Here is a 25,422-nt window from a genome sequence, read left to right on the forward strand (position 1 = left end):
CTATTGAACCGCCGTATACCGAACGGTACGTACGGTGGTGTGAGAGGTCGGAGCCTAACGGCTCCTCCTACTCGATTGGGGATTTCGGACTCTTTTTCTAGCACGAATGAGCTCAGGTAAGGCACCAGATCCTAGTATGACACCAATGATAATTAGAATAAAGCCAAGAATTTGCATTAAACGGATTTGTTCATTTAGAAATAAGGCCGCGCCGATGAGCGAGAAAAATGGATTGAGATTCATAAAAATAGCTGTTTGGGATGGGCCGATTTGTCCGACTGCAAAGTTATAAATTAAGTTTCCAAATGCTGTTGCAAGTAAAGCTGAGGTGAGGAATAGTAGCCACATAGATGGTGAATGACCGCTCATTTGGGCGAGGCCGCCTGGTTCTTCAATAAGACTTGTGAAAAATAGTAAAATGGAGCCGATTAGTAGCATATACGCGGTCATTAGACGTGGGTCGAGCGAGCCGGAGATGCGTTTGATTATGATGAAGCTAAAACATTGGGATAGGATTGCGATGAAGACGTAGATGTCTCCTAATGAGGCACCTGAGAGTCCTTGCCCACCAGTCAGCACGATGAGCGAAACGCCGAAAAGTCCAGATACAAGGCCGATTAGTTGTGGCATAGAAATGGCTTCACGTAAAAAAATAACGGCTAATATAGCGGTTAGAATTGGACCGATTCCTAAGATAAGGCCGCCATTTGTCCCTGTAGTCATGGTTAGACCTGATGCTAGGAAGTAGTGATGTAGAAAAATATTGAACAGACTTCCTGCAAATATGTATAAAAATTCGCGATGTGTCGGGAGTCTGAATTTTCCGATGGCCAATAAAAAAAGGAAGACAGCGATTGCGGCTGTAAATATTCGAAAGGATGTCATTGTGATAGGCGGGAAATGGGAGACTAGAATTTTAGTTGCGGTTACGTTTAGTCCCCAGCTTGCCATGACGAGAACTAGTAGTAGGTAGAGGGTTGTTTGTTTTTTTCCGCTTTGCATGTTGGTATGAGCCTTCTTTCTTGGTTACTGTATAACAGGTAGTATAGCATAATAAAACCAAGCAGAGAATACCTACCTACTTGGTTTTATTGGTTATTCGACTTTTTTGCGGTCGCGCCAGTTTTTTCCTCGGACGATGATAACGTCACATGGTGCATGAGAGGCGATATAGGATGATACGCTACCCATGATAAACTCTTCGGTTGGCGTTAATCCGGTAGATCCGACAAGTACTAAATCGGGTTCGAATTTGCTGATAAATTTTTTCACAAAAGTTGTTTTTGGCGTTCCAAATTTGACGAATGTTTCTACATTTTCGACGCCGAGTTTTTCTGCTTCGGTTTTATAGATTTCGACAAGACCTTTGCCGTATTCTTTGGCTTTTTTTGCGTATGTTTGCTCGTAATCGATAAGTGGCGCGATTCGACGAACATCTGCGACAAAGCCGATTCCGAGTACTGCTCCGTCTCTTTTTGCAATTTGAATACCTCGTTTTAGAGCTTCTTCCGCTTCATTGGAGCCGTCCACACCTACTAAAATCCTATGATAGATTGTCATTTGACTTCCCATCCTCTCTACGTTGGTTTCCCCTTAGTACCTCCATACCCATTTTTTCGGTGGATAACGCGTATTTTTTGGAGAATCGGATTTATTTATGGTACACTTGTGGTGAAAAACGAATAGTTGGAGACTGGGGTGCGACACAAGATAGAGCGATATTTTGTCCTTTTTAGTTGGATGAAAATTATGCTTTGTAAATCGAGCGAAAGCGAACGCTTGCCGCCGATTTACCCTGTGTAGCAACCAATCTCTTATACTGGGGGAGTCTTACTTAAGACCGAGATATGAATATTAATTCATGGACCCTTTGAACCTGTTGAGTTAGCACTCGCGTAGGGAAGTATTGGGAACTTGATGTAAATATCATGACGCCTTTTCTTGCGCTATTGCTAGTGCCGGGGAAGGCGTTTTTTTGTATGAAAAAAGGAGGAGATGGAATGATGCGGTTTTCGGAAGTATTGCGTGCGGAGAATCAGGAAGTATGGCAAAAGAGTAAGGATCATCCATTTGTGAGGCAGTTGGTGGATGGGAGTTTGGATAAGGCGGCGTTTCGTTACTATTTATTGCAGGATCATTATTATTTGACGCATTATGTGAAGGTGATTGCGCTGGGGGTTGCTTATGCGGATGATTACGTAGCGATGATGGAGCTTAGCAAGTCGCTTGCGTCTTTGGAGAAGTCGGAGCTTGTGATGCGGGAAAAATTTTATCCTTATGTGGGTATTGGGACGGCGGATTTGATTGAGGTTGTGGCGAGCCCGGCGGCTTATCATTATACATCACATATGTATCGGTTGGCAGGATCGCACTCATTGGGCCGTATTTTAGCGGGAATTTTGCCGTGTTATTGGTTGTACTGGGAAATTGGTGAGCAGTACGCGGATTACGTTAGCCCGGAGCCGTTGTATCAGTCTTGGATGGAGATTTATCAGGATGCGGGCTATGCGGAAGGCTTGCAGCGACAGATGGATTTGCTGGACAGGATTGCGACTGGGTTGACGGATGATGATTTGGTGGAGTTGCGGGAGGCTTTTCGGATTAGTAGTTACGCGGAATTGGCGTTTTGGGATATGGCATACAAGCAGAAAACGTGGGATGGGAGAGGTGATTTGGATGGCGAATTGGCATCTTATTGAGGAGGTACGGACGCGAAATCCGTTGGTGCATACGATTACGAATTTTGTGGTGGCGAATGACTCAGCGAATGGTTTGCTGGCGATAGGGGCGTCTCCGATTATGGCGGTGGCTATTGAAGAAATGGCTGAACTTGGCGGAATGGCAGATGCAGTCGTAATTAATATTGGCACGCTGGATAGAGGATTGGTGGCGTCGATGTTGGCTGTTGGAAAAGCGGCAAATCTGGCTGGAAAACCGGTTGTTCTGGACCCAGTAGGTGTTGGTGCGACTTCATTTAGGCAAGAGACGGCGCAGTTATTATTAAAGGAGATACAGTTTGCTGTGATTCGTGGGAATTTGGGAGAGCTGGCGAGTATTGCTGGTATTTCGTGGCAGGCGAAAGGTGTTGATGCGGGGTTTGGAGATGCTTCGCAAGCGGCGGAGATTGCTTTAAAAGTGGCACGCGAATACCGGGCTATTGTGGCGATTAGTGGCGCTGTGGATACTATTTCGGATGGCAAGCGTGTGATAACGATTGAAAATGGAGATGAACTTTTACCGAAAATTACGGGTTCGGGTTGTTTATTGAGTTGTGTGATTGGTGCTTTTGTTGGTGTCACAGATGATTATTTGGATGCGGTTGTTGTGGCATCAGCGAGTTATGCTATTGCTTCGGAGTATGCTGTGAAAAGATTAGAGCGGAGATTGCCAGCTTCTTTCCGCGTTGCATTTATCGATGAGTTGGCAGTATGGGACGGACATAATCAGGAAAAAGTGGCACAGATAGAGGAGGTTCCGCAATGATATTTCCACAAGCAGTTACGATTGCAGGGTCTGATAGTGGCGGTGGGGCTGGGATTCAAGCGGATATTAAGACATTTCAGGAGCGCCGTGTCTTTGGGATGTCGGCAATTACGGCGATTACTGCACAAAACACGCTAGGCGTTCGTGCGATTCATCCAATTCCAGTTGATATTCTGGCGTCACAGATGGAGGCGCTAAATGATGATTTCTCGATTACAGCTGTCAAAACGGGCATGTTGGTGGATGAGGCGACGATTGATACTGTTGTTTCTAGATTACGGCGCTTCAATTGGGGTCCGCTAATCGTTGACCCTGTTATGATAGCTAAAGGGGGCGCATCGCTCGTGAATGATGATGCGATTAAGTCTATTCGCCAAAATTTGCTGCCACTCGCATCGATTGTAACGCCGAACATTCCCGAAGCAGAAGCGCTGACAGGTATGAGGATAAGAAGTATAGAACAAATCGAAAAAGCCGCGAAACAAATTCAAAAATTAGGCGTTGAGACGGTTATCATCAAAGGTGGGCATAGTGAGAATAAGCAAGAATCACGAGATTATGTTTTAGATGAGAATGCAGCATTTTGGCTAGAGGCGAAAAGAATAGACACGGAGCACACACATGGAACGGGCTGTACTTTTTCAGCATGTATAACGGCTGAACTTGCAAAAGGTGCAACGACGGAATACGCGGTTCGTACAGCAAAAGCATTTATCACGCGTGCTATTTCGGATCCGATTTATATTGGCCATGGACATGGGCCGACTAATCATTGGGCGCATCGGAAGGAGAATACGTGACATGTTAAAAATCTATTTTATCGCTGGGACGCAAGATGTTCCTAGGGACAAGCTACTACCAATTTTGGAAACATCGCTGCAATCAGGTATTACCTGCTATCAATTTCGTGAAAAAGAGCTTGCGAATCCTGATGAAATCGAACTGCTTGCTAAATCATGTCAGAAACTTTGTCGCAAGTATAGCGTTCCTTTTTTTATCAATGATGATGTGTCGCTGGCACTAAAGATTGGAGCGGATGGTATTCATGTGGGGCAGGATGATATGGCGATTTCGGATGTAATTGCAAGCTGTGCTGGAAAAATGAAAATTGGGCTTTCTGTCAATACGCTAGAACAAGCAAAGAACGCAACAAAGTATGAGCAATTGGACTACATTGGTGTTGGACCAATTTTTGAGACGAGTTCGAAAGTTGATGCAAAACCGACGACTGGTTTGGAATTGCTACGCGATATTCGCCAGTCTGGAATTACTTTGCCAATGGTTGCAATCGGCGGAATTACATCAGGACAAATGAAAGAGATTAGGAAGGCTGGAGCACAAGGCGTGGCAGTTATCTCGGCAATTACTCGTTCGGAAAATATAGCGCAAACAGTTGCCAATTTTAAATGAGAATAAGCGACTTTTCTTGAAAACGGAGAAAAGTCGCTCATGTTTATTCTACTGATTTTAAAGCTTCAATCATGTCTACACGTTTTAATTTGATGTGCATAACAATCATGACGAGCGTTGAGAATAGCAGCGTTAATATCGCGGCGTAAACGTAACTCATCGCGTGAATAGTCGGGCTGAACATCAGGATGTCAACTTCTGCTGTTGAGGTGACGAAACGATGCAGGAAAGTACCAAGAACAAAGCCGACGACAATGCCCATCATGGTTAAAATGAGATTTTCACGATAGACGTACATCGTGACTTCTTTTGGATAAAAACCGAGTACTTTGATGGTTGAAAGTTCGCGAATTCGCTCGGAAACATTAATGTTAGTCAGGTTGTAAAGAACGATAAAGGCGAGCGCTGCGGCTGAAATAATTAGGACAACAATCACGACGTCAAGGCTATCCATTGTACTTCCAAATGCGTTGCTTGCAGTATTTGTATATGTGACAGCGAGCACGGCTGGATTTTTAAGTAGCTTCTCTGCAAAGTTATCCTGCCACTTTTGATTTGTATTGTTAAGCAGAAGAAGCTGTGTGTTATATTCCGGCTGGCTATTGAAAATTTGGTTGTAATACGTCGGCGTCATGTAGATATAGTGCATGGCGTAGGTTTCTGTGATGCCCGTGACCTTGATTTTGTAACTATTATTGTCGCCGTCTTTGATAGTTAGTGAGTCGCCTGGTTTGACGCCATACAACTTAGCGAGTTTTTCTGATAAAACTGCACCATCATTGGTTAGTGGAACGGTTTTATGTGTTTTACGATCGCGTAGCACGACATAGTTGCTAAAATTGTCTAGTGTTTTTGGTGTAATGAGCGTGGCGCCTTGATTTGCCACGCCTTTTTCGATTGCCGTCATATTTTTTTGAGAAACATCAAGTGCACTTTTGATATTTGGTGTGTTATCGATAATCGTGTTGTAATCCTGAAGAGGCGTTTTTGTTGCATTACTATCTAATACGACAACCGCGTCATACTTCATAATTTGGTCGTATTGTAGTGGAACGATATCACCAATTGAGTTTTTGAGACCGAATCCAGTGAGCAGAAGCGCTGTACAGCCAGCCACACCAAGAATTGTCATCAGCATCCGTTGCTTATAGCGGAAAATATTTCGGGCCGTCACTTTACTCGTAAAATTCATTCGTTTCCAAATGAAAGGTACCCGTTCCAGCAAAATTCGTTTCCCGTTTTTCGGCGCTTTTGGACGCATCAGGGAAGCCGCGTTTTCTCGTAATTCGGCGCGACATGATACGAAAGCCGTCAAAGTGGTGCAAAACAGCGCCACGGCAAGTGAAATCAGGCTGTAACTCCAATACCAAGAAATATCAAGCGCCGGTAAATTATAAAGTGAGCCGTAAGCCACAAAGATGATTTGTGGAAATACTTGAAACCCAATTATGAGCCCAATCATAGTTCCCGTAAGGCTGGCAAGCGACCCGTATACGAGGAATTTAGCGATAATATCAACGTTGCTATAACCAAGCGCTTTTAACGTACCAGTCTGTGTTCGTTGCTCTTCAATCATTCGCGTCATCGTTGTCAAACAAACAAGTGCTGCAATCAAAAAGAAGAAAACAGGAAAGGCGGTGGAAAGCGATGCAATCCGATCTGCATTATCTTTATATTCCGTATAACCTGGATTATCCGTCCTGTCACTAATAAAATACTTCGGTAAGTCTAGCGCGTCCAGTTTTTCCTGCGCAATTTGGAGGTCTTTTTTCGATGTAGCAATTTCCGAAAGAGCCTTCTTTTTCCCTGCTGCAAAAGTTGCTAAATTTGCCGCATAGGTCGCTTCCCCAGCGTCTAGTTCGGCTTTTGCGTCCGCAAGTTTAGCGTCACCAGCTACTTTTGCATTGGCAAGCTTCTGTTTCCCAACATTTAGTTGTGCCATACCATCTGCGTAATCCTTTTTGCCTTGAGCTAATCTATCCTTCGCTTCATTAAGTTCGCGTTTTTTAATAGCTAGTTCCCGTTGTTTGTCAGCGAGTAGCTGGCGATTTTGGTTAATTTCTTTTTGTGCATCTGCGACTTCTTTATTAGCCATCGCAAGTTGATTCGAGGCCTCATTTTTCAGGCGATTTAGTTGTGCTTCTGAAAGTGTGCCATCAAAATAGGATTGGATATATCCACCAAGTTCGGGATCAAACGCGTTCGCATTATCAATAATTTCCTGTTGTGTTTCCTTATCTAAATCAGCAATCGGAATATCGCCAATGGTGTAGTCTTTCACTACATCATATAAGCGTTGAACCATTGCGAGTTGTTCCTTGTTTTCATCAAGTGTCATTTGCCCATCTTCAAGTTCTGATTGCGCCTCGTTCAACTGCAATTCTGCGTCTTCAATCTGCGCCTCACCATCTGCAATTTTGCGTTCCGCTGTTGCAATATCTTTCTTAGCCTGCGCGAGTTTGGCGGTATTTCTATCAATTTCTGCTTGAGCGTCTGCAAGTTTGGATTCAAGCTCACGCTTTCCGTTGTAATACTCCGCCCAGCCCTGATCTAACTTCGCGCGCGCCTCATTTAATTTCTGCTGGTTCTTCTCGATTTCAGCAAGGCCATCCGCGATTTTTTGACGTCCCTCATCGATTTTCACCTGACCATCTTCTTGAATCGCGTTTAAGCGCGCGGCTGGCTGTCCTGCAAGTGCCTTTTTTACGAGTGACTTATTCTTTTCAATCGTCGAGTCATATTCATCGCTATAAGCTTCTGACTTCGCCGTATTATCGAACGTCATAAGTGCGGTCGAGTAATATTTTGAATCGAAATCCACCTCAGGAACAACTGCAAAAATATCCGCGCGTCCATTTCCAATCTTGGAAGTACCGCGAGTTCCTTCCTCGATATAAGCCGCCGAAGAAACCATCCCAACAACTGTAAATGTAGTTTTATGGAACTGGCCCTTCATAGCGCTGCCATCACTATTCACAAACGTAACCTTATCACCAATTTTATAGTAATCGTTGGCTTTCTTGATGGAATCAATCGCAATTTCACCACTTTTTCGCGGTAACCGGCCTTTCTCGACCGTATACTTATTAATCAGATTATTTTGCGATAAAGAATACACCTTCGTAATAAGTAGCGAATCTTGCAACATCACATCTGCTGTATAACCAGGCTGGACCTGTCGAACGCCAGGGATTCCATTTAAGATAGCGATGTCATCTTGATTTATGCCGTACGTGGACTGTACTTGTAAATCCATCAAATTCTGTGAGTCATAATATTTATCAGCTGTGTGAATCATATCAGGACCAGTTGCTTTCAGGCCTACAAAAAAGGCAACACCGAGCGCGATTAGTAGGAAAATCGAGATAAATCTGCCTTTAGATTTTGCGATTTCTCGCCATATGTCTTTCCATAATGCTTTTTTCATCGGATTCTCCTTACCATTCAATGCTGTCAATCGAAACTGGATTTGCCTGAATTTTGACATCACGAACTTTGGCGTTATTAATCTCAATAATACGGTCAGCAATGGGTGTAATAGCGGTATTATGCGTTATAACAATCACTGTCGTACCAGTATTTCGACACGTATCTTGTAACAATTTTAAAACTGATTTCCCGGTGTTATAATCAAGCGCACCAGTTGGCTCATCACAAAGCAATAATTTCGGTTGTTTAGCAAGGGCACGCGCAATGGCAACTCGTTGCTGCTCCCCGCCTGAGAGCTGGGCAGGGAAATTATCCATGCGTTCTTCCAAGCCAACCTGCTTCAAAACAACCTCGGCGTCTATCGCGTTCGGCGAAATTTGCGTCGCGAGTTCTACATTTTCCTTCGCAGTCAAACTTGGCACTAAATTATAAAATTGGAACACAAACCCAACATCTTTTCTTCGATATCCTGTCAATTGTTTGGCATTAAAAGCTGCAATGTCTGTCCCGTCAATATAAACATGCCCCTCATCGCTCATATCCATTCCACCCAAAATATTGAGCACAGTGGACTTTCCAGCGCCAGAAGGACCAACAATAATCACAAATTCACCTTGTTCAATTTGAAATGTAATACCATCATTTGCCGTTACTATTTTCTCGCCTAGTTGATAGCGCTTATATATCTGATCTATTTCGACAAAAGCCATTTTAGCATCCCCATCCACGTGTTAATTTTCGAACATTAATATTTTCATTATAGCACAAAATTTTCAAAAAAACTCCCAAATTTAAAAATAATAAACCGCTTCATTCCAGCTATACAGCCAAATTGAAAACACATCTAGAACAAGTGTTCGTTTTTTCCTTGACTTCGGATTCAGCGGGGTTTATAGTAAGGTTACTCCTTAAAAAATGGGACAAGGGAGAGATAAACATGAACAAAAAAAGGCAGAGAGAAATCAACGTTCTATTCTCGCGGCTGGTTGATTTTCACAACGAACAAGACGTTTCATTTTACCAATGTAAAGGCACATGTTTTGTATGTCGTAAAATCAGAAATCTGAGAAAAGAACAGAAGAAATTAGAGAATAATGATGAGGAAGCAAGTGAAATCCGCACACAAGTATCTCTCATCAGCTACTTTTCAACTTACTCGAAGAAGCAATTAGCAACTTGGGACGATAAGGAAAGGCGGCACCTATATGAATCAATTTTAACCAAAATAAAGCAGTCTTAGGGGGAACATAATGAATGAGCAAATGCAAAGAAGCCGAGCGATTATTGTTCAAGTACAACACATTACTACTAAGCCTACCAAAACGAAGCATGCCAAGACGAACGGAACAAAACGAATTGAGACTAACCAAAAAAATCTCCGAAGAACCAGCATATATCGAAATTAAGCGAATAGCAGAAGCGATAAATAAGCTAAACAGTGATCAACGGGAAGTCCTTTTAGCGAAATACATGTCGCGACGCAAGCTGACTAATATTGAGGTGTACATGAGTATAGGGTGGAGTGAGTCTCATTACTATCGATTAAAGAAAGCAGCATTAGAAGGATTTTTAATGGCATATGAAGCCGAGCAATTAGTATTTATATAAGTTAAGGAGAATCATACTTGAAGGGGAGGTATGATGGAGATGGAGAAGAAAAACTACTATAGTTTGGAAGTGATTATTACGGGACTAGAGAATTTAGTGGCGAACGCAACCGAAATCACATTTGGTATCCTTTTTATAGCCTTGTTAGTATGGATGATGCGCAAAAATGACGAACGGGAAGAGCGTTACCAAAGGACAATTGATAATTTGAGTGAATTAGCTAGCGAGATTAAAATCATCGAACAAGCAGTCAACGAGATGCGAGCAGATGTAATAGAGCTGAAAGTAAAATAGATACGAACAGCCTCGATGCTTCATCATGAGCACCAAGGCTGTACATATAGTTTATTTATGAATGTCTCGTGGTTCTAAGCCTCTGCGGAAGACATCGCCAAGAACATTAAATGACAAGATAGTTAGTAAAATCAAGGCACCAGGGAATAACGCTAAATAAGTAGCGTCACCGATGTAGCCTTGCGCGTTGTTCAACATGCTGCCCCAAGAGGAATTAGGTTGTTGAACACCTAATCCTAAGAAGCTTAGCGCTGATTCGGTAAGGATGGCGGCGGCAATATTCAAAGAAGCCGCTACAACAATCGAAGGCATTGCGTTAGGGATAATATGGCGAACAATGATATGCCAAACTCCTGCGCCACTCGATTTGGAGTATAGTATGAATTCGCGCTCCTTTAGTGACAGAGTTTCTGCACGGACAATTCGGGCGACATCCATCCAAGATAGCAGCCCGATAATCAAGATAATATTTCCGATGCCCGGTTTTAAATAAGCATTCAAAATCATTAACAAGAAGAATGATGGAATAGACATGAAAATATCTAAGAACCGCATTAACAGACTGTCGACAATACCACCGAAGAAACCACTGATTGTTCCAGCTATCGTTCCCACAACAAGGGCAATTAACATAGCAAGGAAGCCAACAGTTAATGATACACGACCTCCATAGAGCACACGCGTGAAGTAATCGCGACCATGATCATCTGTTCCAAACCAATGCGAGCTGCTTGGTGGAAGTAGCTTGTCTTGAATAGATAGAGCATTTGGATCATATGGTGATAAGAATGCTAGACTACAAGCAAGCGCTAAAAAGACTAGTATTCCAATTGATATAAGTCCGCGTTTTTCACTTAATAAGAAATGCCAAAATGTACGTTCACGCGGTAGCTGTGCTTTTTCAGGAGGTCGGGCATTTTTAGGTTTTGTGAATTTACTTAAATCTGCTTTCATCATGTTAGCTAACCTCCCTTATACGTGGGTCAATGATAGTATAGGCCACATCGGCAAGTAAGTTACCAATAATTAGTAACAAGGCAGAGAACATTGTGATGGCCATAATCATTGGATAATCGAGTTGGAAAATAGCGTTGATTCCAAGAGACCCCATACCGGGCCAAGAAAAAACGCTTTCTGTGATAAAGGCTCCAGTGATGATTTGTGGCAAGTACATACCGAGAAGCGTGATAACTGGAAGCAATGAATTTTTAAGGACATGATCACGCATAATTTGTGCTTTAGAAAGTCCTTTTGCATAGCCAAACAAAACATATTCTTCTTTCAACTGATTGATCGTGTTGGATCTGACGTAGCGGTAATAGGATGCGCAACCTTGGAAAGTAAGCGCGGTGACTGGCAGGATTGCATGCTTTGCTATATCCCAGAATGATTCAACGCCAATTGTTCGCATTCCTAAACTTGGAAGCCAATGAAGGCGAATTGCAAAGACATCAATTAAAATCATAGCAAACCAAAAAATAGGAATCGAGATACCCACATAAGAAATAGCATTTAAAACTCGATCTAGTTTTGTATCTTCATAGGCTGCAGCTAGAAGACCAAGTGGAATGGATAAAAGCAACGTAAAAAACAGAGCAGTTCCCATCAAGCCAATTGTTGCAGGGAGGCGCTCGATAATTTGGCCGAGAACGGGTTGGTTATTGATTAAAGAGTAACCAAAATTTCCTTGAAGCACATTTCCTAGCCATTTGAAGTACTGTACGTAAATCGGTTGATCGAGACCTAGGCTTTGCCGTATCCGTTCGACATCTTCAGGATTCATATTTGGCGTGACAAAAGAGGAGATTGGATCTCCAGGCGCCAATTGAACTAATGCGAAGGATACTAGCGAGATAACGAATAGCATCGGTATAATTTGTAATACACGTTTGAAGATAGTTTGTATCATGAAGAAAAGCCCCTTACCCAAAAAATATAGTGAAACAACGTAAAGCCCTCACTGAACGGGAAAATTGGAGCTTAGCTTTCCCGTCAGTTTGGGGCTTCATTATACACATTTAGTTATTATAGCATGCAAGAGGCTACTTTTACTTAATATAAAGCTTGGATAGATCGCGGAACATTGTTACAGGTTGCGGTGTTGCTTCTTTTGTGCCTTGATATTTTTTGTCAATTGCAAGTACGGCATTATCATAGGAGATTGGATAAATCACAGCATCATCGGCAATTGTCGTTTGAATTTGTTCGTAGATGTTCTGGCGTTTTGTTTCGTCAGCCGTTACAGCGCCTTCGTTCCATAGTTTATCTACCGCAGGATTACTGTAATTCGAGTAGTTGTATGGTTCGCCTGTCATGTATAGTGTTTTATACGGATCAGGGTCATTACCCATGATGTAGCCACCAAGCATTAAGGAGTAAGCATCACTTTTACGGTCAAGTGTGATGTTATTCATCGCTGTTGGATCGGTTGGTTTTAGTTCTAGGGAAACACCGATGGATTTCAATTGTTCTTGGATGTAGAGCGCGATACTTTCTTGTGCTTTGCTGTTGTTTAGATAAATGATGTTGAGTTTATCAGAAGATTTATAGCCACTCTTCGCTAAAAGTTCTTTAGCTTTAGCTATATCTTGGCTATATGTTTCTACTTTATCGGTGAAGAATTTCGTGTTTTCAGTTAAGAAAGAGCTTGCAGGTTGTGCATATTCTTGTGAACCATAAGCTGCATCAATTAAATCTTTACGATCTAATGTAAGTGAAATAGCTTGGCGTAAGTCTTTGGATTTGAGAGCTGTGACATTTTGGTTAAATGCAACATAACTTAAGCGATTTTCTGGATAAGTTATAATATTGACGTCACTAGCTTTTTCAACTTTATTGCGTTCAGCAGGTTGAATAGATTTCAAGTTGATTTCGCCATTTTGTAAAGCAAGGTTAGCTGCATTTTGATCTTTAGTAATGCGATATGTTACTTTATCAAGTTTTGGTTTACCGTCAAAGTAATCGTCGAACTTCTCTAACGAGTAATATTCACCTGATTTATAGTTTACGAATTTATACGGACCAGATCCGACGGGCTTATTGTTTTTATCACTCTTACCGATATCGGCAACACCTTCAAAAATGTGTTTTGGAATCGGGAAGAATGTATTTAGTGTGTTTTCAAAGGCTGGTGCTACTTGAGGGAGTGTGAATTTAACAGTTGTTGCGTTCTCAGCGACTGCTTTCACAGGTTTATTATCAAATACCCAGCTTCCACGGAAAGGGCTGTTCTGTTTTTCATCAAGGATAGCGTTGACACTAAATACTACGTCATCGGCAGTGAGTGGTTTCCCATCATGCCATTTAAGACCGTCTTTTAGCGTGACTGTATACGTCAAATTATCAGCAGAAACATCTAGTTTATCCGCGAGTGCAGGTTTGCCGTCGTACTCCCAAAATAGTGGTGCGTAAAGAGCCTGTTGGATAGTAAGTGTAACCCGGTCGCTTGAATAAAGTGGATTAACAACTTCAGGGTCGCCTGGAACCCCAATAATGATAGAATTATTGTCTTTGGAGCCACTAGCACTGTCAGAAGAACTACCAGATCCTCCGCAAGCTGCTAATACCAATATTAAAGTTAATGTGAAAACGAATAAAATACCTTTTTTCATACTTTCTCCCCTTTTCTTAAGCGTTGACTTTTTAATTCTTACTCTATAAGTAGGAATTGGTTATACTTAAAATACCTTGATTCGGATTTAAAGTCAAGCTATTGTGACTAGATGATAAAACTATTTTTGGTGGCGTTGTTTTTGATATAATGATGGAGATATAGAAATGGGAGTAGTGATGCGAGTGATGGATTATAAAGCTGCTGTGGAAACACCTGCATATGATTTTCTAAGGAAGAATAAAGATTTGAATGGGATTGCTTATTTGGTGGCCAGTGGATCTCATGGTTATGGGACGAATACTAAAGCGAGTGATTTGGATTTGCGCGGTTTTTTAATAGAGGATGAGCGATATTTATACGGACTGCATAAGTTTGAGCAGTTTGAGGAGAAAGAGACGGACACAGTTATTTTCGGTGCGCAGAAGTTTATTAAACTATGTGCACAGGGGAATCCTAATATGCTGGAATTGCTAGGTGTTGAGGATGAGGAAATAGTTGTGTGTTCAAAGATTGGTAGAATGGTCAGGAATCATGCAGATTTATTTTTAACAAAGCGGGTTGAGCAGACGTTTGGAAATTACGCGAATGCACAGTTGAAACGCTTGCAAAATGCTTTAGTCCGTAATGAGGCATCAGAGGCAATACAAGAGCAACATATTTTAGAGACGTTACAGAGGCAGATAGGACATTTTGATAAGAAGTATGCGAAATTGGAGGAAGGTGGATTAGAGTTAAGGATCGAGAATGGGCAAATTGTTATGGATGCATCTTTACGTGGGTACCCGTTGCGTGATTTTGCAGGTATTTATGGTGAGATGCAAGGGACGATACGAACGTATAACAAATTAGGAAGAACGCCTCATCTAAAAGATTCACCACGACTTTATAAACACGCGATGCATTTGGTGCGAATGTTAGTTACTGGGAGGGATATTTTAGAGGGAAAAGGAATTATTACGAAACGGCGAGCGGAGAACGGTTTATTGATGATGATTCGGAATGAGGAATTGTCTTTTGAGGAAATTTTTGAGAAGGTTTCAGTTTTGCAAGAAGAGTTTGAGCAAGCGGCTAAGGAGTCGGAGCTTCCAGAGCAGGTGGACATGGATAAAGTAGAGGAACTGTTAATTTCGTTGTATAAATGAAAATCCCAGCATAGGAGCACTATGCTAGGACAGAGAGGTTATTTTAGTCGTCCTTTTTGCTAAACCAGCCTTTTTTAGCGCTTTTTTTGGCATCGTCCTCTGCTTGTTGGGCTTGATTTATTTCGCGAGCAACAAGATTTGCATCCATACGAATGACGCGACCGCCTAATTTGTTATTTACTAATTCGTTAATGTATTCATTGTGTTCTTCTTCTGCGATTAGGATAACACCAGTTTGATCCTCGGGTATTGTTTCCAATGTTTTTTCGAAAACGTTCATAGCGTCACGTATTTCTTTGGCATCTTGAGAGGAACCAATGATTGCGCCGGTCATCCAGCCTAACAGAACGCCTAGCGGGCCACCGAGGATACCTACTAGCATACCAATTAGACTGCCTTTCATGTTTTTATCGCCGCCTGTGAAATCTAGAAAGTCCTTGGCGTTTATTTTATGATTGTGATCGTGTTCTACGACCGCCATTTGCTCACCGTGAATTTTTCTTTCCGCGTGCATCGTTTTGATTTCTGAGAATGCTTGGTAGGACTTGCTTTCTGTTTCGAAGTTCATGATGAGTACTGTTTTATTTGTTTGTTTACTCATATTGAATAGCCTCCTAAAATTTTCTATGGAATATCGGCAATATACGCCTTGCTTTTAGTATACTCGTTCTATGTGTTAAAACAAAATGTTAACTATTTTTAGTTTTGTATGATGTGACTAGGGAAATGATTAATTAGGAAATGAAAGGTGGAGGAATATCATGATAGAAGGTTTCGAGGGAATTAATATCGCTGTAAATGATCCAAAAACGTTTGTCCTTTTTTACAAAGATCAGTTAGGTGTGCCTTTGGTGTTTGAAGGACATGGCAATTATGTCGGTGCCAAATTGGCTTTTTCTAGGAATGATCCGGGAATTATTGTTTGGGATAAAGCGAGTGGGGATGTGGCGGTACATGATCTTACGGAATTTGTTTTCCGCTCAGCAGATTTAGATAAAACGTATGAAACATTGAAGTTCAACGGTGTGGATATTCAGCCTCCTTTTTTAGCGGAATGGGGCGGAAAAGAGTTGCGTTGTGCTGATCCTGAGGGAAATAGCATTTTAATCTTAGAAGAGGCGTATTAATTGGATTTATTTGTTGATAGCTAGTTTAACGACTGGCTATTTTTTTTTGCCTAAAAATCAATTATTAATAGCTATTATATCATAATTATGATATAATAATGATAATATTATGATAAGAGGAGGGCAAGGAGATGCCTGAAATTAGACCCGTTTCTGACTTGAGAAATAATTTTACTGATATTTCCAAAATTGTCCACGAACGCAGTGAACCTATTTTTTTAACAAAGAATGGGCATGGAGATATGGTAGTGATGAGTATCGAAACATATGAAGAAATGTGCCAATATGAGACACGCACACTTACGAAATAAATAGGAAAATGGTGAGATATTTGGAGAGAAAGAGAAATTATCATGTGAAGTTTTTGACGGAGAAAGATGTTGCTTTAGCTGAGGAAGTTTGTGTGAGATGTGAAGACTATTTTTTGATGGAACAAGGCGTGGCAGCGAATACAGAGAACGCGCGTACCATTATTACAGAGATACCAAAGGGTAAAACCAAGCTTGATAAGTTCGTAATGGCGGTTCTTGATGAGGCGGATAAACCAATTGGCTTGATTGACGTAGTGGCTGATTTTCCGCGGAAAGGGCAGTGGATTATCGGTTTATTAATGTTGATACCCGAGGAACGAGGCAGTGGATTTGGAAAAGTGCTGTATCAAGTAATTAAAGACTGGGCATCGGATGGTAGCGCAGATTCGTTACGAATTGGTGTTCTTGAGGAGAATGAAGAGGCGCTTGGTTTTTGGTCACACCTAGGTTTTGAAAAGCAGGAAGAAAAGCGACAAACTTATGGCGGTAAAGAGCATACTGTCCATGTGATGGTTCAGAATATATAAGTTTGCAAGGGATACTTTGATTGTTGAAGTATCTTTTTGTATGCTGAAAATGGAGGTAACGTCGAGCATACAAGTGTGTTTTGTAAATACATCATTTTGTACGACTATTATCAAGGCTAGTATAAAAAAATATGGAAGGCGTAGGTCGTATGAGACGCTGCGCCTTCCATATTTTTAATGTGACTTGAGAGATTGTATGGATGCTCCGTTTATCAGTTTTGTTTCGATAATCATTTTTTGGCTGTTTTTTTCGTTGTTTTGAATTAATTTGAAAAGTAACTCGGTAGCAGCTTTTCCTAAACGTTTGGTGGGAATATCAATGGCTGTTAATGGTGGTGATAGGAAAGTCGACACGACACGATCATTGTAGCCAACGATGGAAAGATCTTCTGGTATTTGCAAGTTATGCTCAGCTGCTACTTTGTAAATACTAAGTACTTTTAAATCATCTGTGGCAAAAATGGCAGTGGGCCGATTTGGATGTGAAAGTAATTGATTTGCTGCGTTGTAAGCATCTTCGGCGGTATATCCGCTATCTAAAATCCAGTCGCGACGAATATCCAAGTTGTGATCAAATAGGCAACTACGATAGCCGGCGAGTCGATCAATAGAAACGTGATGATTCAGCGGTGCATGTAAGCAAGCGATATTTTTATGGCCATTTTTTATGAGCAGACTCGTGAGTTCATAGGAATCTTTGAAATTATCGGTATCCACTGAGTAGACGTTTTTATAGGTGCCATCGATTTTTCCAGTCACGACGATAGGAATATTGAATGGATCTAGTTTCTCGAAAAAAGTTTCATCGGCAGGAGAGCTTAACATGATAATGCCTTTAATCATTTTTTCTTTTATTTTGGCAATGCATTTATCGAGCTCATCATCGGTATTTCGAGATGTTTGCAGGATTAAATCGAAGTTCTGATCTTCCGCAATAGCCGAGATGGAGTGAATGATTTCTGAGAAAAAAGGATTTCCTGCTGTAGTCTTGGTTGGCCGATTTGAAATGACCATGATAGCGTCGAATCCAGAATTGGTTAGCGCTCGTGCTAGTTTGCTCGGTTTATATTGTAGTTCTTCGATTGCTGTTAGGACACGTTTTTTGGAGTCGGCAGAAATATTGGTTTGGTTATTTAGCACGCGTGAAACTGTTGATTTCGAGACTCCGGCGTGACGAGCAATATCATAAATTGTGGCTCCCATTAGTTGTTCCTCCTTGTTCTATCTTGATGAGACCGTTCCCATCGTTTTATATATCATGAATTCTATTCTACTCAATTGTGGTAAAGATGTCCAATGGTAAAGAAATTGCTATACATAAGGGTATAAAAACTTTTTGTATATGATATGTAAAAAATATCATTGACAGAAAGCGCTTTCTGTAATATACTCTTTTTGTGGGAGCGGTACCATAAAAGGAGGCAAAAAATGAATATTATTTTGAGGAGACTAGAAAGTATATATGGGACTGAAAGCGCTATATCAATGGAACAAGCGATTAGAGAGCGAATTCAAGAGGCCCAATTGAAAAAATTAAAGCAACGTAAGTCAGGCTGGGACCAAGAAGATGTGGTGATGATTACATATGGTGACCAATTTTGGGAGAAGGATCGGGCTACGTTAACGACATTCAAAAAGATGTATGATACTTACTTGAATGAGATGTTTGAGGTCGTTCATATTTTGCCATTTTATCCGTACTCTTCGGATGATGGATTCTCGGTGATTGATTACAAAAAAGTGAATCCGAAGCTTGGTGATTGGCAGGATGTTACCGATTTGACGAAATCAACGCGACTCATGTTTGATTATGTTTGTAATCATATATCTGCAAAAAGTGATTGGTTTCAAGGTTTTTTAAAGCAGGATAAACAGTATGATGAGTTCTTCGTGTCATTGCCACCGGAAACAGATTTGTCGGCAGTAACTAGGCCACGTGCAACGCCAGTTTTGACGGAGTTTGAGATGGCAAATGGTGAGAAGGAACATATTTGGACGACTTTTAGCGCGGATCAGATCGACCTTAATTTCGAGAATCCTAACGTGTTGTTAAAAATGATTGATGTTTTGGCGTTTTATTTAGAGGAAGGTGCGGAGTATATTAGGTTGGATGCAGTTGGGTTTATGTGGAAAGAGCCTGGGACGACGTGCATTCACTTGGAAAAAACGCATGAGATTGTAAAACTGTTCCGCGATATCTTGGAGGAAATTGCTCCGGGAACAGTGATGATAACGGAGACGAATGTGCCGCATAAAGATAACATTACCTATTTTGGAAATGGACAGGATGAGGCGCATATGGTGTATCAATTCCCATTGCCGCCGCTTGTGTTACAGGCGATACATACCGGTGATGGTGCTGCATTATCAGGTTGGGCGCGTGATTTGGAATTACCTGGTGAAGATGCTACGTTTTTCAACTTCCTCGCTTCGCATGATGGTATTGGTTTGAATCCGATTCGGGGAATTTTGCCGGAAGCTGATATTTTGGCATTGGTAGCGGATTTGGAGGATGAGGGCGCACTTGTCTCTTACAAACAAAATCCAGATGGAACACAGAGCCCGTATGAGATTAACGTGACGTATATGGATGCGCTAAATCGATTGGCAGATAATGATGATACAAGATTACAGCGATTCTTGCTTGCTCATTCGATTTTACTAACAATACCGGGTGTTCCAGCGGTTTACGTACAAAGTATTTTAGGTGCGCGAAACGATTTGGATGGCGTTGCAGAAACGGGGCATAATCGTTCTATCAACCGCAAAAAATACCCACTTTCAGAGATTGAGGTAGGGCTTGCAGATGAGAAAACATTGATGCACCGCACTTTTGAGGGAATTAAAGAATTGATCCAAGTTCGGAAAGGACAGACGTTATTCCACCCAAACGTACCGATGGAAGTTGTGGATTTAGGCAAAGAAATTTTTGCAATTAAGCGTGTAGGTGCTTCGGGGGACAGTATTCTTGTAGTTCATAACTTGTCCAATCAATCTGTATCGTGTGATGTTGTTGCAAATTGGGATATTTTAAAAGGTCAGCCGATTTCTGGGAGCGCTCCAATCGTGCTTGCTCCGTATGAATTCCGTTGGTTAACAAACAAAAACTAGGAGGGTTTAAGGTGAAAAAGAGAGGTTCGATTTTACTTGTTGTTGTGTTAATGTTAAGTGCAATTTTGGCGGCGTGTGGCGGTTCATCAGGAAGCGCTGATGATAAAGAAGTGACGATTGAGTTTATGCATTCTTCCGTTGAAAAGGAACGTCTTGATGTAATCAAAGAATTAGTAGCGAAATTTGAAAAAGAAAATCCAAACATTAAAGTGAAGCAAGTGCCGGTAGAAGAAGATGCGTTCAATACAAAAGTAGTGACATTGGCGCGTTCGGGCAAGTTACCGGCAGTTTTGGAGGTAAGTCAAGATTTTGCGAAAGTAATGGATAAAGATAAATTAATCGATCAAGCAGCAGTTAAAGATGTAATCAAAGAAGTTGGCGAAGATAGCTATTACGAAGGTGCGCTAAATCTTGTGCGTTCTGAGGATGGCAAAAGTTACATTGGTGTTCCGCTTACGGGCTGGGTGCAAGGTATTTGGTACGATAAGAAGGCTTTAGCTGCAGCGAATTTTGAGGAGCCAAAGAATTGGAACGACATTTTAACAATTGCGAAGCACTTTACGAATAAAGCGAACAAGAAATACGGTATTGCGATTCCAACAGCGGAAGGCGCGATGGCAGAGCAAGCATTTTCACAATTTGCACTTTCCAATAAGGCGAACGTGCTAGACGCGAAAGGCAATATTACAATCGATACGAAAGAAATGAAACAAGCATTGACGTTTTATCAAGAATTATCGAAATATACGATGCCTGGATCGAATGATGTAACGGAAATTAAGGATGCATTTATGAATGGAACGGCCCCAATGGCGATGTATTCAACGTATATTTTACCAGCAGTATTCACAGATGGTGACCCAAGCAATGTTGGATTTATCATCCCAGAAGAAAAAGAAAAAGCAGTATACGGAACCGTTTCAGCGTTAGCACTTTCAGACGGCCTAGATGACGCTCAAAAATCAGCAGGTAAAAAATTCGTGGAGTTCTTGTCACAACCTGAGAACCAAACGAAATGGGTATTAATGTCTCCAGGTGGGGCACAACCAGTAAATAAAGGCGTTATTGAAAACGAAACATATAAAAATAATGAAGTCGTGAAATCATTTGGTGCGTTATCAGAAGAAATCGCGAAATCGTTTGATGACATTCAAATTTTTGGTTTAGTTGACGGTAAAAACTTCACGAAGATGGGTGACATCACAAGCTCAGGAGTTATTGCGAAAATGGTTAATAACGTGACGGTTGGCGGTAAAGATGTCCAATCAGAGCTTGAAAAAGCGCAAAGCACGGCCGAATCCAATAACTAAGAATAAGGAGGCACTATGAAAACAAAAGCATATAAACGATCGGATGCCAAAATGGCGTTGGCACTGCTGTCGCCTAGTATCCTCTTATTACTTGTGTTAGTGGCGTATCCGATGATTTCTAACATTCAAATTAGCTTTTTAGAGTTACCGCTTAATCCGAATTTAGACTCTACTTTTATTGGGTTGCAAAACTATATTGATATTTTAACAGATGCCGAATTCTATAAATCATTGGCGTTAACGTTTGGTTATACAATTTTGGTAGTTATTGGTAGTACAGGAATGGGGCTTCTGGTTGCGATTTTCTTCAACCGGGAGTTCAGATTCCGGAAAACGGCGCGTTCACTTATTATCTTGTCATACGTAACGCCGTCGATTTCATTGATTTTTGCTTGGAAATACATGTTCAACAATAGTTACGGCGTGATTAATTTCGTAGGCGGCGATATTTTGCATCTATGGAAAGATGCACCACTATGGTTTGATAATCCCGTTTCAAGTTTCATCCTAGTCGTACTATTCGCGATTTGGCGCTACTTCCCATATGCCTTCATTTCATTCCTAGCTATTCTACAAACAGTGGATAAATCGCTTTATGAAGCGGCTGACATGGACGGAGCAAGCGTTTGGGACAAATTCAAAATTGTAACATTACCTGCAATCATGCCAGTTTTGGCGACAGTTGTGACATTGCGTGCCATTTGGATGTTCTACATGTTTACCGATGTATACTTACTGACAAACAAGGTCAATATTCTTGGGGTTTACTTGTATCAAACAGCCTTTGCATTCAATGACTTAGGTAAAGCATCAGCAATTTCAGTAGTTCTATTTGTCATCATCTTTGTGGTCATCATGGTTACAAGAAAGCGAGTGAATTTAAATGGCAGTAAGTAGTAAAAAAGCAAAACGGACAAAGAAAATAGTCTTTTATGTGAGTTTAGTGTTATTTCTCTTGTTCACGCTGTTTCCATTCTTGATTATGATGATGACATCGTTTAAGAGTCCAAAAGAGGCAATTTCCACAACGCCAACTTTTTTCCCTAAAGAATGGACGTTCCAGCATTATTTAGATATCTTTAATCCAGATATCTTCCCATTCTTAACGTATTTCAAAAATAGTTTCATTGTAGCTCTAATTGCTGCAGGAGTCGCAGTTGTCTTAGGGATTTTAGGCGCATATGCCCTATCAAAATTACGTTTTAGGGCACGTACAACGATCAATGCGAGTTTCTATACAGTCTATATGTTCTCAGGAATTCTGTTAATCGTTCCATTGTTTAAAATTATTTCTAGTGTTGGCTTGTATGACACAAGAACAGCGCTTATTATTACAATGGTTGTGCAGACATTACCAACAGCAATCTTTATGTTAATCAGTTATTTCGATACAATCCCAGTCGATATCGAAGAAGCAGCAATGATGGATGGTTTGAATCGAATGCAAATTATTTTGCGAATAATTGTACCACTTGCGATTTCAGGAATTGTCTCTGTATTTGTGTACTGTTTCATGGTAGCTTGGAATGACTATCTGTTTGCATCGATTTTCCTATCGGACTCAGAACTATTTACACTACCTATTGGTCTGAACACACTGTTTAGTACACCAGATTACATTTGGGGTCGCATGATGGCAGCATCTCTTGTGACGGCATTGCCAGTCGTTATCATGTACGCTTTGTCAGAACGATTCATTAAGGGGAATCTCACCGACGGCGGCGTCAAAGGCTAGGTCAGAGCGACGAGAAGCGTTCATCTTCGTCGTTAAAAGTTCCGTTCCAGTGCTCACGTACGCAAGTACGCTCCGCGGCTGGTACTCACTTTTGCCTAGAAGCTAAAAGCTTCTCGTCGCTCTGACGGCATGTTTGGAGGCACGGAAGTGCCCGTTTGGTGAAGAGATTAGTGCGTTCTGTGTCTGGTATTCACTTTTGCCTAGAAGCTAAAAGCTTCTCGTCGCTCTGACGGCGTGTTTGGAGGCACGGAAGTGCCAGGTGTTGGAAGTGCCCGTTTGGTGAAGAAATTAGTGCGTTCTGTGTCTGGTATTCACTTTTGTCACTCTGATGGCGTGTTTAGGCGTTAGGGTGGGTCACTTAATTGAGAAAAAGAGGATATATTTGGAAGTCGGAAAGGAAGTTTAGTTTGATGAAGAAATTAATTGCTACGGAGCCGCGGGTTGCGGATTTGGTGGAATATGAGGATCGTGCGTTGGCGAAGGATGAGGCGCGGATTAAAGTGAAGTTTGCGTCGCCTAAGCATGGTACGGAGGTTGTTGATTTTCGTGGTGTGAGTCCGTTTATTGATGAGGAGTTTAATGAGGAGTGGAACATGTTTATGCCGCGTGCGGAGGGTTCGGCGCGTGGGATTGTGTTCGGCGAGTTTCAGCTTGGGAATATGGTCGTCGGTGAGATTGTCGAAATTGGTTCTGATGTGACGGAGTATGCGATTGGTGACATGGTTTGCTCGTATGGGCCGATTATGGAGACGGTTATTGTGAAGGCTGTCGATAATTATAAACTTCGGAAAATGCCGGCGGGTGCTAGTTGGAAAAATGCGGTTTGTTATGATCCGGCGCAGTTCGCAATGAGTGGTGTGCGTGAGGCGCATGTGCGAGCGGGTGATTATGTCGTGGTTGTTGGCCTAGGTGCAATTGGGCAAATCGCGATTCAGCTGGCGAAGAAGGCTGGGGCGAGTATCGTGATTGGTGTCGATCCTCTGGAACATCGTCGTGAAATTGCAATGCGTCATGGCGCTGATGCTTGTTTTAATCCTATTGGAACGGATGTCGGGTTTGAGGTGAAGAAATTGACTGGCAAACTTGGCGCGGATTCAATCATTGAAACAAGTGGGAATTCACAGGCGCTTGAGGCGGCGCTCCGCGGGATTGCGTACGGTGGAACTATTTCATATGTGGCGTTTGCAAAGCCGTTTCCGGATGGATTTAATTTGGGACGTGAAGCACATTTTAATAATGCCAAAATTGTTTTTGCACGTGCGTCTAGTGAGCCGAATCCGGATTATCCGCGTTGGAATCGGAAGCGTATTGAGGAGACGTGTTGGGAACTTTTGATGAACGGATATCTTGATTGTGAGGATTTGATTGATCCAATTGTGAGCTTGGATGAAAGTGCGCAGGCGTATATGAAGTATGTGGATCAAAATCCAGATTTGAGTATTAAGATGGGAATCGAATTTTAAAGGAGACGGAAACAGTTATGAAGATTGGGACGCAGAATCAGGCATTTTTTCCAGAGGGCATTATGGAGAAGTTCGAATATGTGAAGGAAATGGGATTTGAAGGGTTCGAAATTGATGGAAAACTGCTGGTCGAAAATGTAGCGGAAGTCAAAGCGGCAATTGCAGCGACAGGGATTCCGGTTTCGACAGCGTGTGGTGGCTATGATGGCTGGATTGGTGATTTCATCGAAGAACGTCGCTTGCGTGGTTTGCAGGAAATCAAATTAATTTTAGAGGCGTTGCAAGAAGTTGGCGGAAAGGGGATTGTAGTACCGGCTGCTTGGGGAATGTTCACGTATCGTTTGCCACCAATGGTTTCGCCGCGTTCGGAAGCTGGCGATTTTAAAGCGGTTAGTGATTCGCTAGTTTATTTGGACAGTGTTGCAGCAGAGACTGGTACGACGATTTTCTTGGAGCCGCTGAATCGTTATCAGGATCACATGATTAATTTGCTGGGCGATGCGCGTCGCTATATTGAGAAAAATGACTTGAAACATGTGAAAATTATCGCGGACTTTTATCATATGAACATTGAAGAGGACGGGATTTCTGAGGCGCTTCATGCAAATCGTGATTTAGTGGAGCATGTGCATGTGGCGGATAATCATCGTTATCAGCCAGGCAGTGGATCACTTGATTTTAAAAAGCATTTCGATCAGTTGAAGGCGGATGGATATGACGGGTTCTTGACGTTTGAATGCCGTGTTCGTGCGGAAAATCCAGAAAAAGCGTATCGAGATGCATTGGAACATTTAAAAAAATGTAGATAAATAGTGTGCTGCCTCTGAATTTAATTTAGGGGCAGTGTTTAAAGGGGGAC

26 protein-coding genes and 1 riboswitch are annotated in these 25,422 nt (G+C 41.7%); of the genes, 17 read left to right on the forward strand and 9 right to left on the reverse strand.

Annotated features, from left to right (window positions below; translation table 11 throughout):
• Positions 1 to 54: 54 nt before the first annotated feature.
• Together R8925_RS04485 and R8925_RS04490 are read right to left on the reverse strand one after the other, a co-directional pair.
• Entirely contained in the window at positions 55 to 1,002 is a 948-nt protein-coding gene (locus tag R8925_RS04485; protein ID WP_430534715.1) for a DMT family transporter, read from the reverse strand.
• A 93-nt stretch (positions 1,003 to 1,095) separates the two neighbouring features.
• The gene (locus R8925_RS04490) at positions 1,096 to 1,560 is read right to left on the reverse strand and encodes a universal stress protein (RefSeq protein ID WP_430534716.1); all 465 of its coding nucleotides are present in this window, start codon (positions 1,558 to 1,560) and stop codon (positions 1,096 to 1,098) included.
• Between the two features lie 251 nt (positions 1,561 to 1,811).
• Positions 1,812 to 1,919: riboswitch (TPP riboswitch) on the forward strand.
• A gap of 81 nt (positions 1,920 to 2,000) precedes the next feature.
• Between R8925_RS04490 and tenA the strand changes: the two genes are divergently transcribed.
• The 4 genes from tenA to thiE are packed head-to-tail and all read left to right on the forward strand — an operon-like array spanning position 2,001 to position 4,893.
• On the forward strand, positions 2,001 to 2,699 hold the full coding sequence (gene tenA / locus R8925_RS04495; protein WP_430534717.1) for a thiaminase II: 699 nt from the start codon (positions 2,001 to 2,003) through the stop codon (positions 2,697 to 2,699).
• Entirely contained in the window at positions 2,677 to 3,483 is an 807-nt protein-coding gene (thiM, locus tag R8925_RS04500; protein WP_430534718.1) for a hydroxyethylthiazole kinase, read from the forward strand. The genes tenA and thiM overlap by 23 nt, the downstream gene beginning before the upstream one ends.
• A complete protein-coding gene (gene thiD, locus R8925_RS04505; protein WP_430534719.1) occupies positions 3,480 to 4,283 on the forward strand; it encodes a bifunctional hydroxymethylpyrimidine kinase/phosphomethylpyrimidine kinase in 804 nt (267 codons plus the stop codon). Before thiM ends, thiD begins: the two co-directional genes overlap by 4 nt.
• Entirely contained in the window at positions 4,276 to 4,893 is a 618-nt protein-coding gene (gene thiE, locus R8925_RS04510) for a thiamine phosphate synthase (protein ID WP_430534807.1), read from the forward strand. The genes thiD and thiE overlap by 8 nt, the downstream gene beginning before the upstream one ends.
• 43 nt (positions 4,894 to 4,936) lie before the next feature.
• Here the strand turns inward: thiE and R8925_RS04515 are convergent, their stop codons facing one another.
• Both R8925_RS04515 and R8925_RS04520 read right to left on the reverse strand, forming a co-directional pair.
• Positions 4,937 to 8,320 carry an FtsX-like permease family protein gene (locus tag R8925_RS04515; protein WP_430534720.1) on the reverse strand — a complete coding sequence of 1,128 codons (3,384 nt, stop codon included), beginning with the start codon at positions 8,318 to 8,320 and terminating at the stop codon, positions 4,937 to 4,939.
• Between the two features lie 10 nt (positions 8,321 to 8,330).
• Positions 8,331 to 9,032 carry an ABC transporter ATP-binding protein gene (locus R8925_RS04520; protein WP_430534721.1) on the reverse strand — a complete coding sequence of 234 codons (702 nt, stop codon included), beginning with the start codon at positions 9,030 to 9,032 and terminating at the stop codon, positions 8,331 to 8,333.
• Between the two features lie 227 nt (positions 9,033 to 9,259).
• On the opposite strand from R8925_RS04520, the gene R8925_RS04525 reads away from it, so the two are divergent.
• Genes R8925_RS04525 through R8925_RS04535 form a run of 3 tightly spaced genes read left to right on the forward strand, consistent with a single transcriptional unit; the run spans position 9,260 to position 10,224 of the window.
• A complete protein-coding gene (locus R8925_RS04525; protein WP_430534722.1) occupies positions 9,260 to 9,562 on the forward strand; it encodes a hypothetical protein in 303 nt (100 codons plus the stop codon).
• Positions 9,563 to 9,576: 14 nt separating this feature from the next.
• On the forward strand, positions 9,577 to 9,930 hold the full coding sequence (locus R8925_RS04530; protein ID WP_430534723.1) for an ArpU family phage packaging/lysis transcriptional regulator: 354 nt from the start codon (positions 9,577 to 9,579) through the stop codon (positions 9,928 to 9,930).
• 39 nt (positions 9,931 to 9,969) lie between these two features.
• Positions 9,970 to 10,224, forward strand: coding sequence for a BhlA/UviB family holin-like peptide (locus R8925_RS04535; RefSeq protein ID WP_051994189.1), 255 nt, complete (start codon positions 9,970 to 9,972; stop codon positions 10,222 to 10,224).
• Between the two features lie 51 nt (positions 10,225 to 10,275).
• Here the strand turns inward: R8925_RS04535 and R8925_RS04540 are convergent, their stop codons facing one another.
• From R8925_RS04540 to R8925_RS04550, 3 genes are all read right to left on the reverse strand, one after another.
• Entirely contained in the window at positions 10,276 to 11,178 is a 903-nt protein-coding gene (locus R8925_RS04540; RefSeq protein WP_430539406.1) for an ABC transporter permease, read from the reverse strand.
• A gap of 4 nt (positions 11,179 to 11,182) precedes the next feature.
• Positions 11,183 to 12,133 (reverse strand): ABC transporter permease, encoded by a 951-nt coding sequence (locus R8925_RS04545; protein ID WP_430534725.1) that lies wholly within the window; start codon positions 12,131 to 12,133, stop codon positions 11,183 to 11,185.
• Positions 12,134 to 12,272: 139 nt separating this feature from the next.
• Positions 12,273 to 13,835 carry an ABC transporter substrate-binding protein gene (locus tag R8925_RS04550; protein WP_430534726.1) on the reverse strand — a complete coding sequence of 521 codons (1,563 nt, stop codon included), beginning with the start codon at positions 13,833 to 13,835 and terminating at the stop codon, positions 12,273 to 12,275.
• A 166-nt stretch (positions 13,836 to 14,001) separates the two neighbouring features.
• On the opposite strand from R8925_RS04550, the gene R8925_RS04555 reads away from it, so the two are divergent.
• The gene (locus R8925_RS04555) at positions 14,002 to 14,979 is read left to right on the forward strand and encodes a DNA polymerase beta superfamily protein (protein ID WP_430534727.1); all 978 of its coding nucleotides are present in this window, start codon (positions 14,002 to 14,004) and stop codon (positions 14,977 to 14,979) included.
• 43 nt (positions 14,980 to 15,022) lie between these two features.
• Here R8925_RS04555 and R8925_RS04560 read toward each other — a convergent pair whose 3' ends face one another.
• Complete coding sequence (locus R8925_RS04560) at positions 15,023 to 15,580, reverse strand: DUF1269 domain-containing protein (protein WP_430534728.1); 558 nt, start codon at positions 15,578 to 15,580, stop codon at positions 15,023 to 15,025.
• A gap of 160 nt (positions 15,581 to 15,740) precedes the next feature.
• Here R8925_RS04560 and R8925_RS04565 point away from each other — a divergent pair, with 160 nt between their 5' ends.
• The 3 genes from R8925_RS04565 (at position 15,741) to R8925_RS04575 (ending at position 16,944) form a co-directional block, all read left to right on the forward strand.
• A complete protein-coding gene (locus tag R8925_RS04565; RefSeq protein WP_430534729.1) occupies positions 15,741 to 16,106 on the forward strand; it encodes a VOC family protein in 366 nt (121 codons plus the stop codon).
• Between the two features lie 131 nt (positions 16,107 to 16,237).
• Complete coding sequence (locus R8925_RS04570) at positions 16,238 to 16,417, forward strand: type II toxin-antitoxin system Phd/YefM family antitoxin (RefSeq protein ID WP_077913321.1); 180 nt, start codon at positions 16,238 to 16,240, stop codon at positions 16,415 to 16,417.
• Between the two features lie 8 nt (positions 16,418 to 16,425).
• Complete coding sequence (locus tag R8925_RS04575; protein WP_430534730.1) at positions 16,426 to 16,944, forward strand: GNAT family N-acetyltransferase; 519 nt, start codon at positions 16,426 to 16,428, stop codon at positions 16,942 to 16,944.
• A 174-nt stretch (positions 16,945 to 17,118) separates the two neighbouring features.
• Here R8925_RS04575 and R8925_RS04580 read toward each other — a convergent pair whose 3' ends face one another.
• The gene (locus R8925_RS04580) at positions 17,119 to 18,147 is read right to left on the reverse strand and encodes a LacI family DNA-binding transcriptional regulator (RefSeq protein ID WP_430534731.1); all 1,029 of its coding nucleotides are present in this window, start codon (positions 18,145 to 18,147) and stop codon (positions 17,119 to 17,121) included.
• A gap of 225 nt (positions 18,148 to 18,372) precedes the next feature.
• Between R8925_RS04580 and R8925_RS04585 the strand changes: the two genes are divergently transcribed.
• The 6 genes from R8925_RS04585 (at position 18,373) to R8925_RS04610 (ending at position 25,372) form a co-directional block, all read left to right on the forward strand.
• On the forward strand, positions 18,373 to 20,055 hold the full coding sequence (locus R8925_RS04585) for an alpha-amylase family glycosyl hydrolase (protein WP_430534732.1): 1,683 nt from the start codon (positions 18,373 to 18,375) through the stop codon (positions 20,053 to 20,055).
• A 50-nt stretch (positions 20,056 to 20,105) separates the two neighbouring features.
• Complete coding sequence (locus tag R8925_RS04590) at positions 20,106 to 21,365, forward strand: ABC transporter substrate-binding protein (RefSeq protein ID WP_430539407.1); 1,260 nt, start codon at positions 20,106 to 20,108, stop codon at positions 21,363 to 21,365.
• A 15-nt stretch (positions 21,366 to 21,380) separates the two neighbouring features.
• Entirely contained in the window at positions 21,381 to 22,262 is an 882-nt protein-coding gene (locus tag R8925_RS04595) for a carbohydrate ABC transporter permease (protein WP_036068959.1), read from the forward strand.
• Positions 22,249 to 23,100, forward strand: coding sequence for a carbohydrate ABC transporter permease (locus R8925_RS04600; RefSeq protein WP_430534734.1), 852 nt, complete (start codon positions 22,249 to 22,251; stop codon positions 23,098 to 23,100). The genes R8925_RS04595 and R8925_RS04600 overlap by 14 nt, the downstream gene beginning before the upstream one ends.
• Before the next feature lie 410 nt (positions 23,101 to 23,510).
• Entirely contained in the window at positions 23,511 to 24,563 is a 1,053-nt protein-coding gene (locus R8925_RS04605) for a zinc-dependent alcohol dehydrogenase (protein ID WP_430534735.1), read from the forward strand.
• A gap of 17 nt (positions 24,564 to 24,580) precedes the next feature.
• Positions 24,581 to 25,372 (forward strand): sugar phosphate isomerase/epimerase family protein, encoded by a 792-nt coding sequence (locus R8925_RS04610; RefSeq protein ID WP_430534736.1) that lies wholly within the window; start codon positions 24,581 to 24,583, stop codon positions 25,370 to 25,372.
• Positions 25,373 to 25,422: the final 50 nt, after the last annotated feature.

The organism is Listeria rocourtiae subsp. hofi (genome assembly GCF_963575615.1).
Classification (GTDB): Bacteria; Bacillota; Bacilli; order Lactobacillales; family Listeriaceae; genus Listeria_A; species Listeria_A hofi.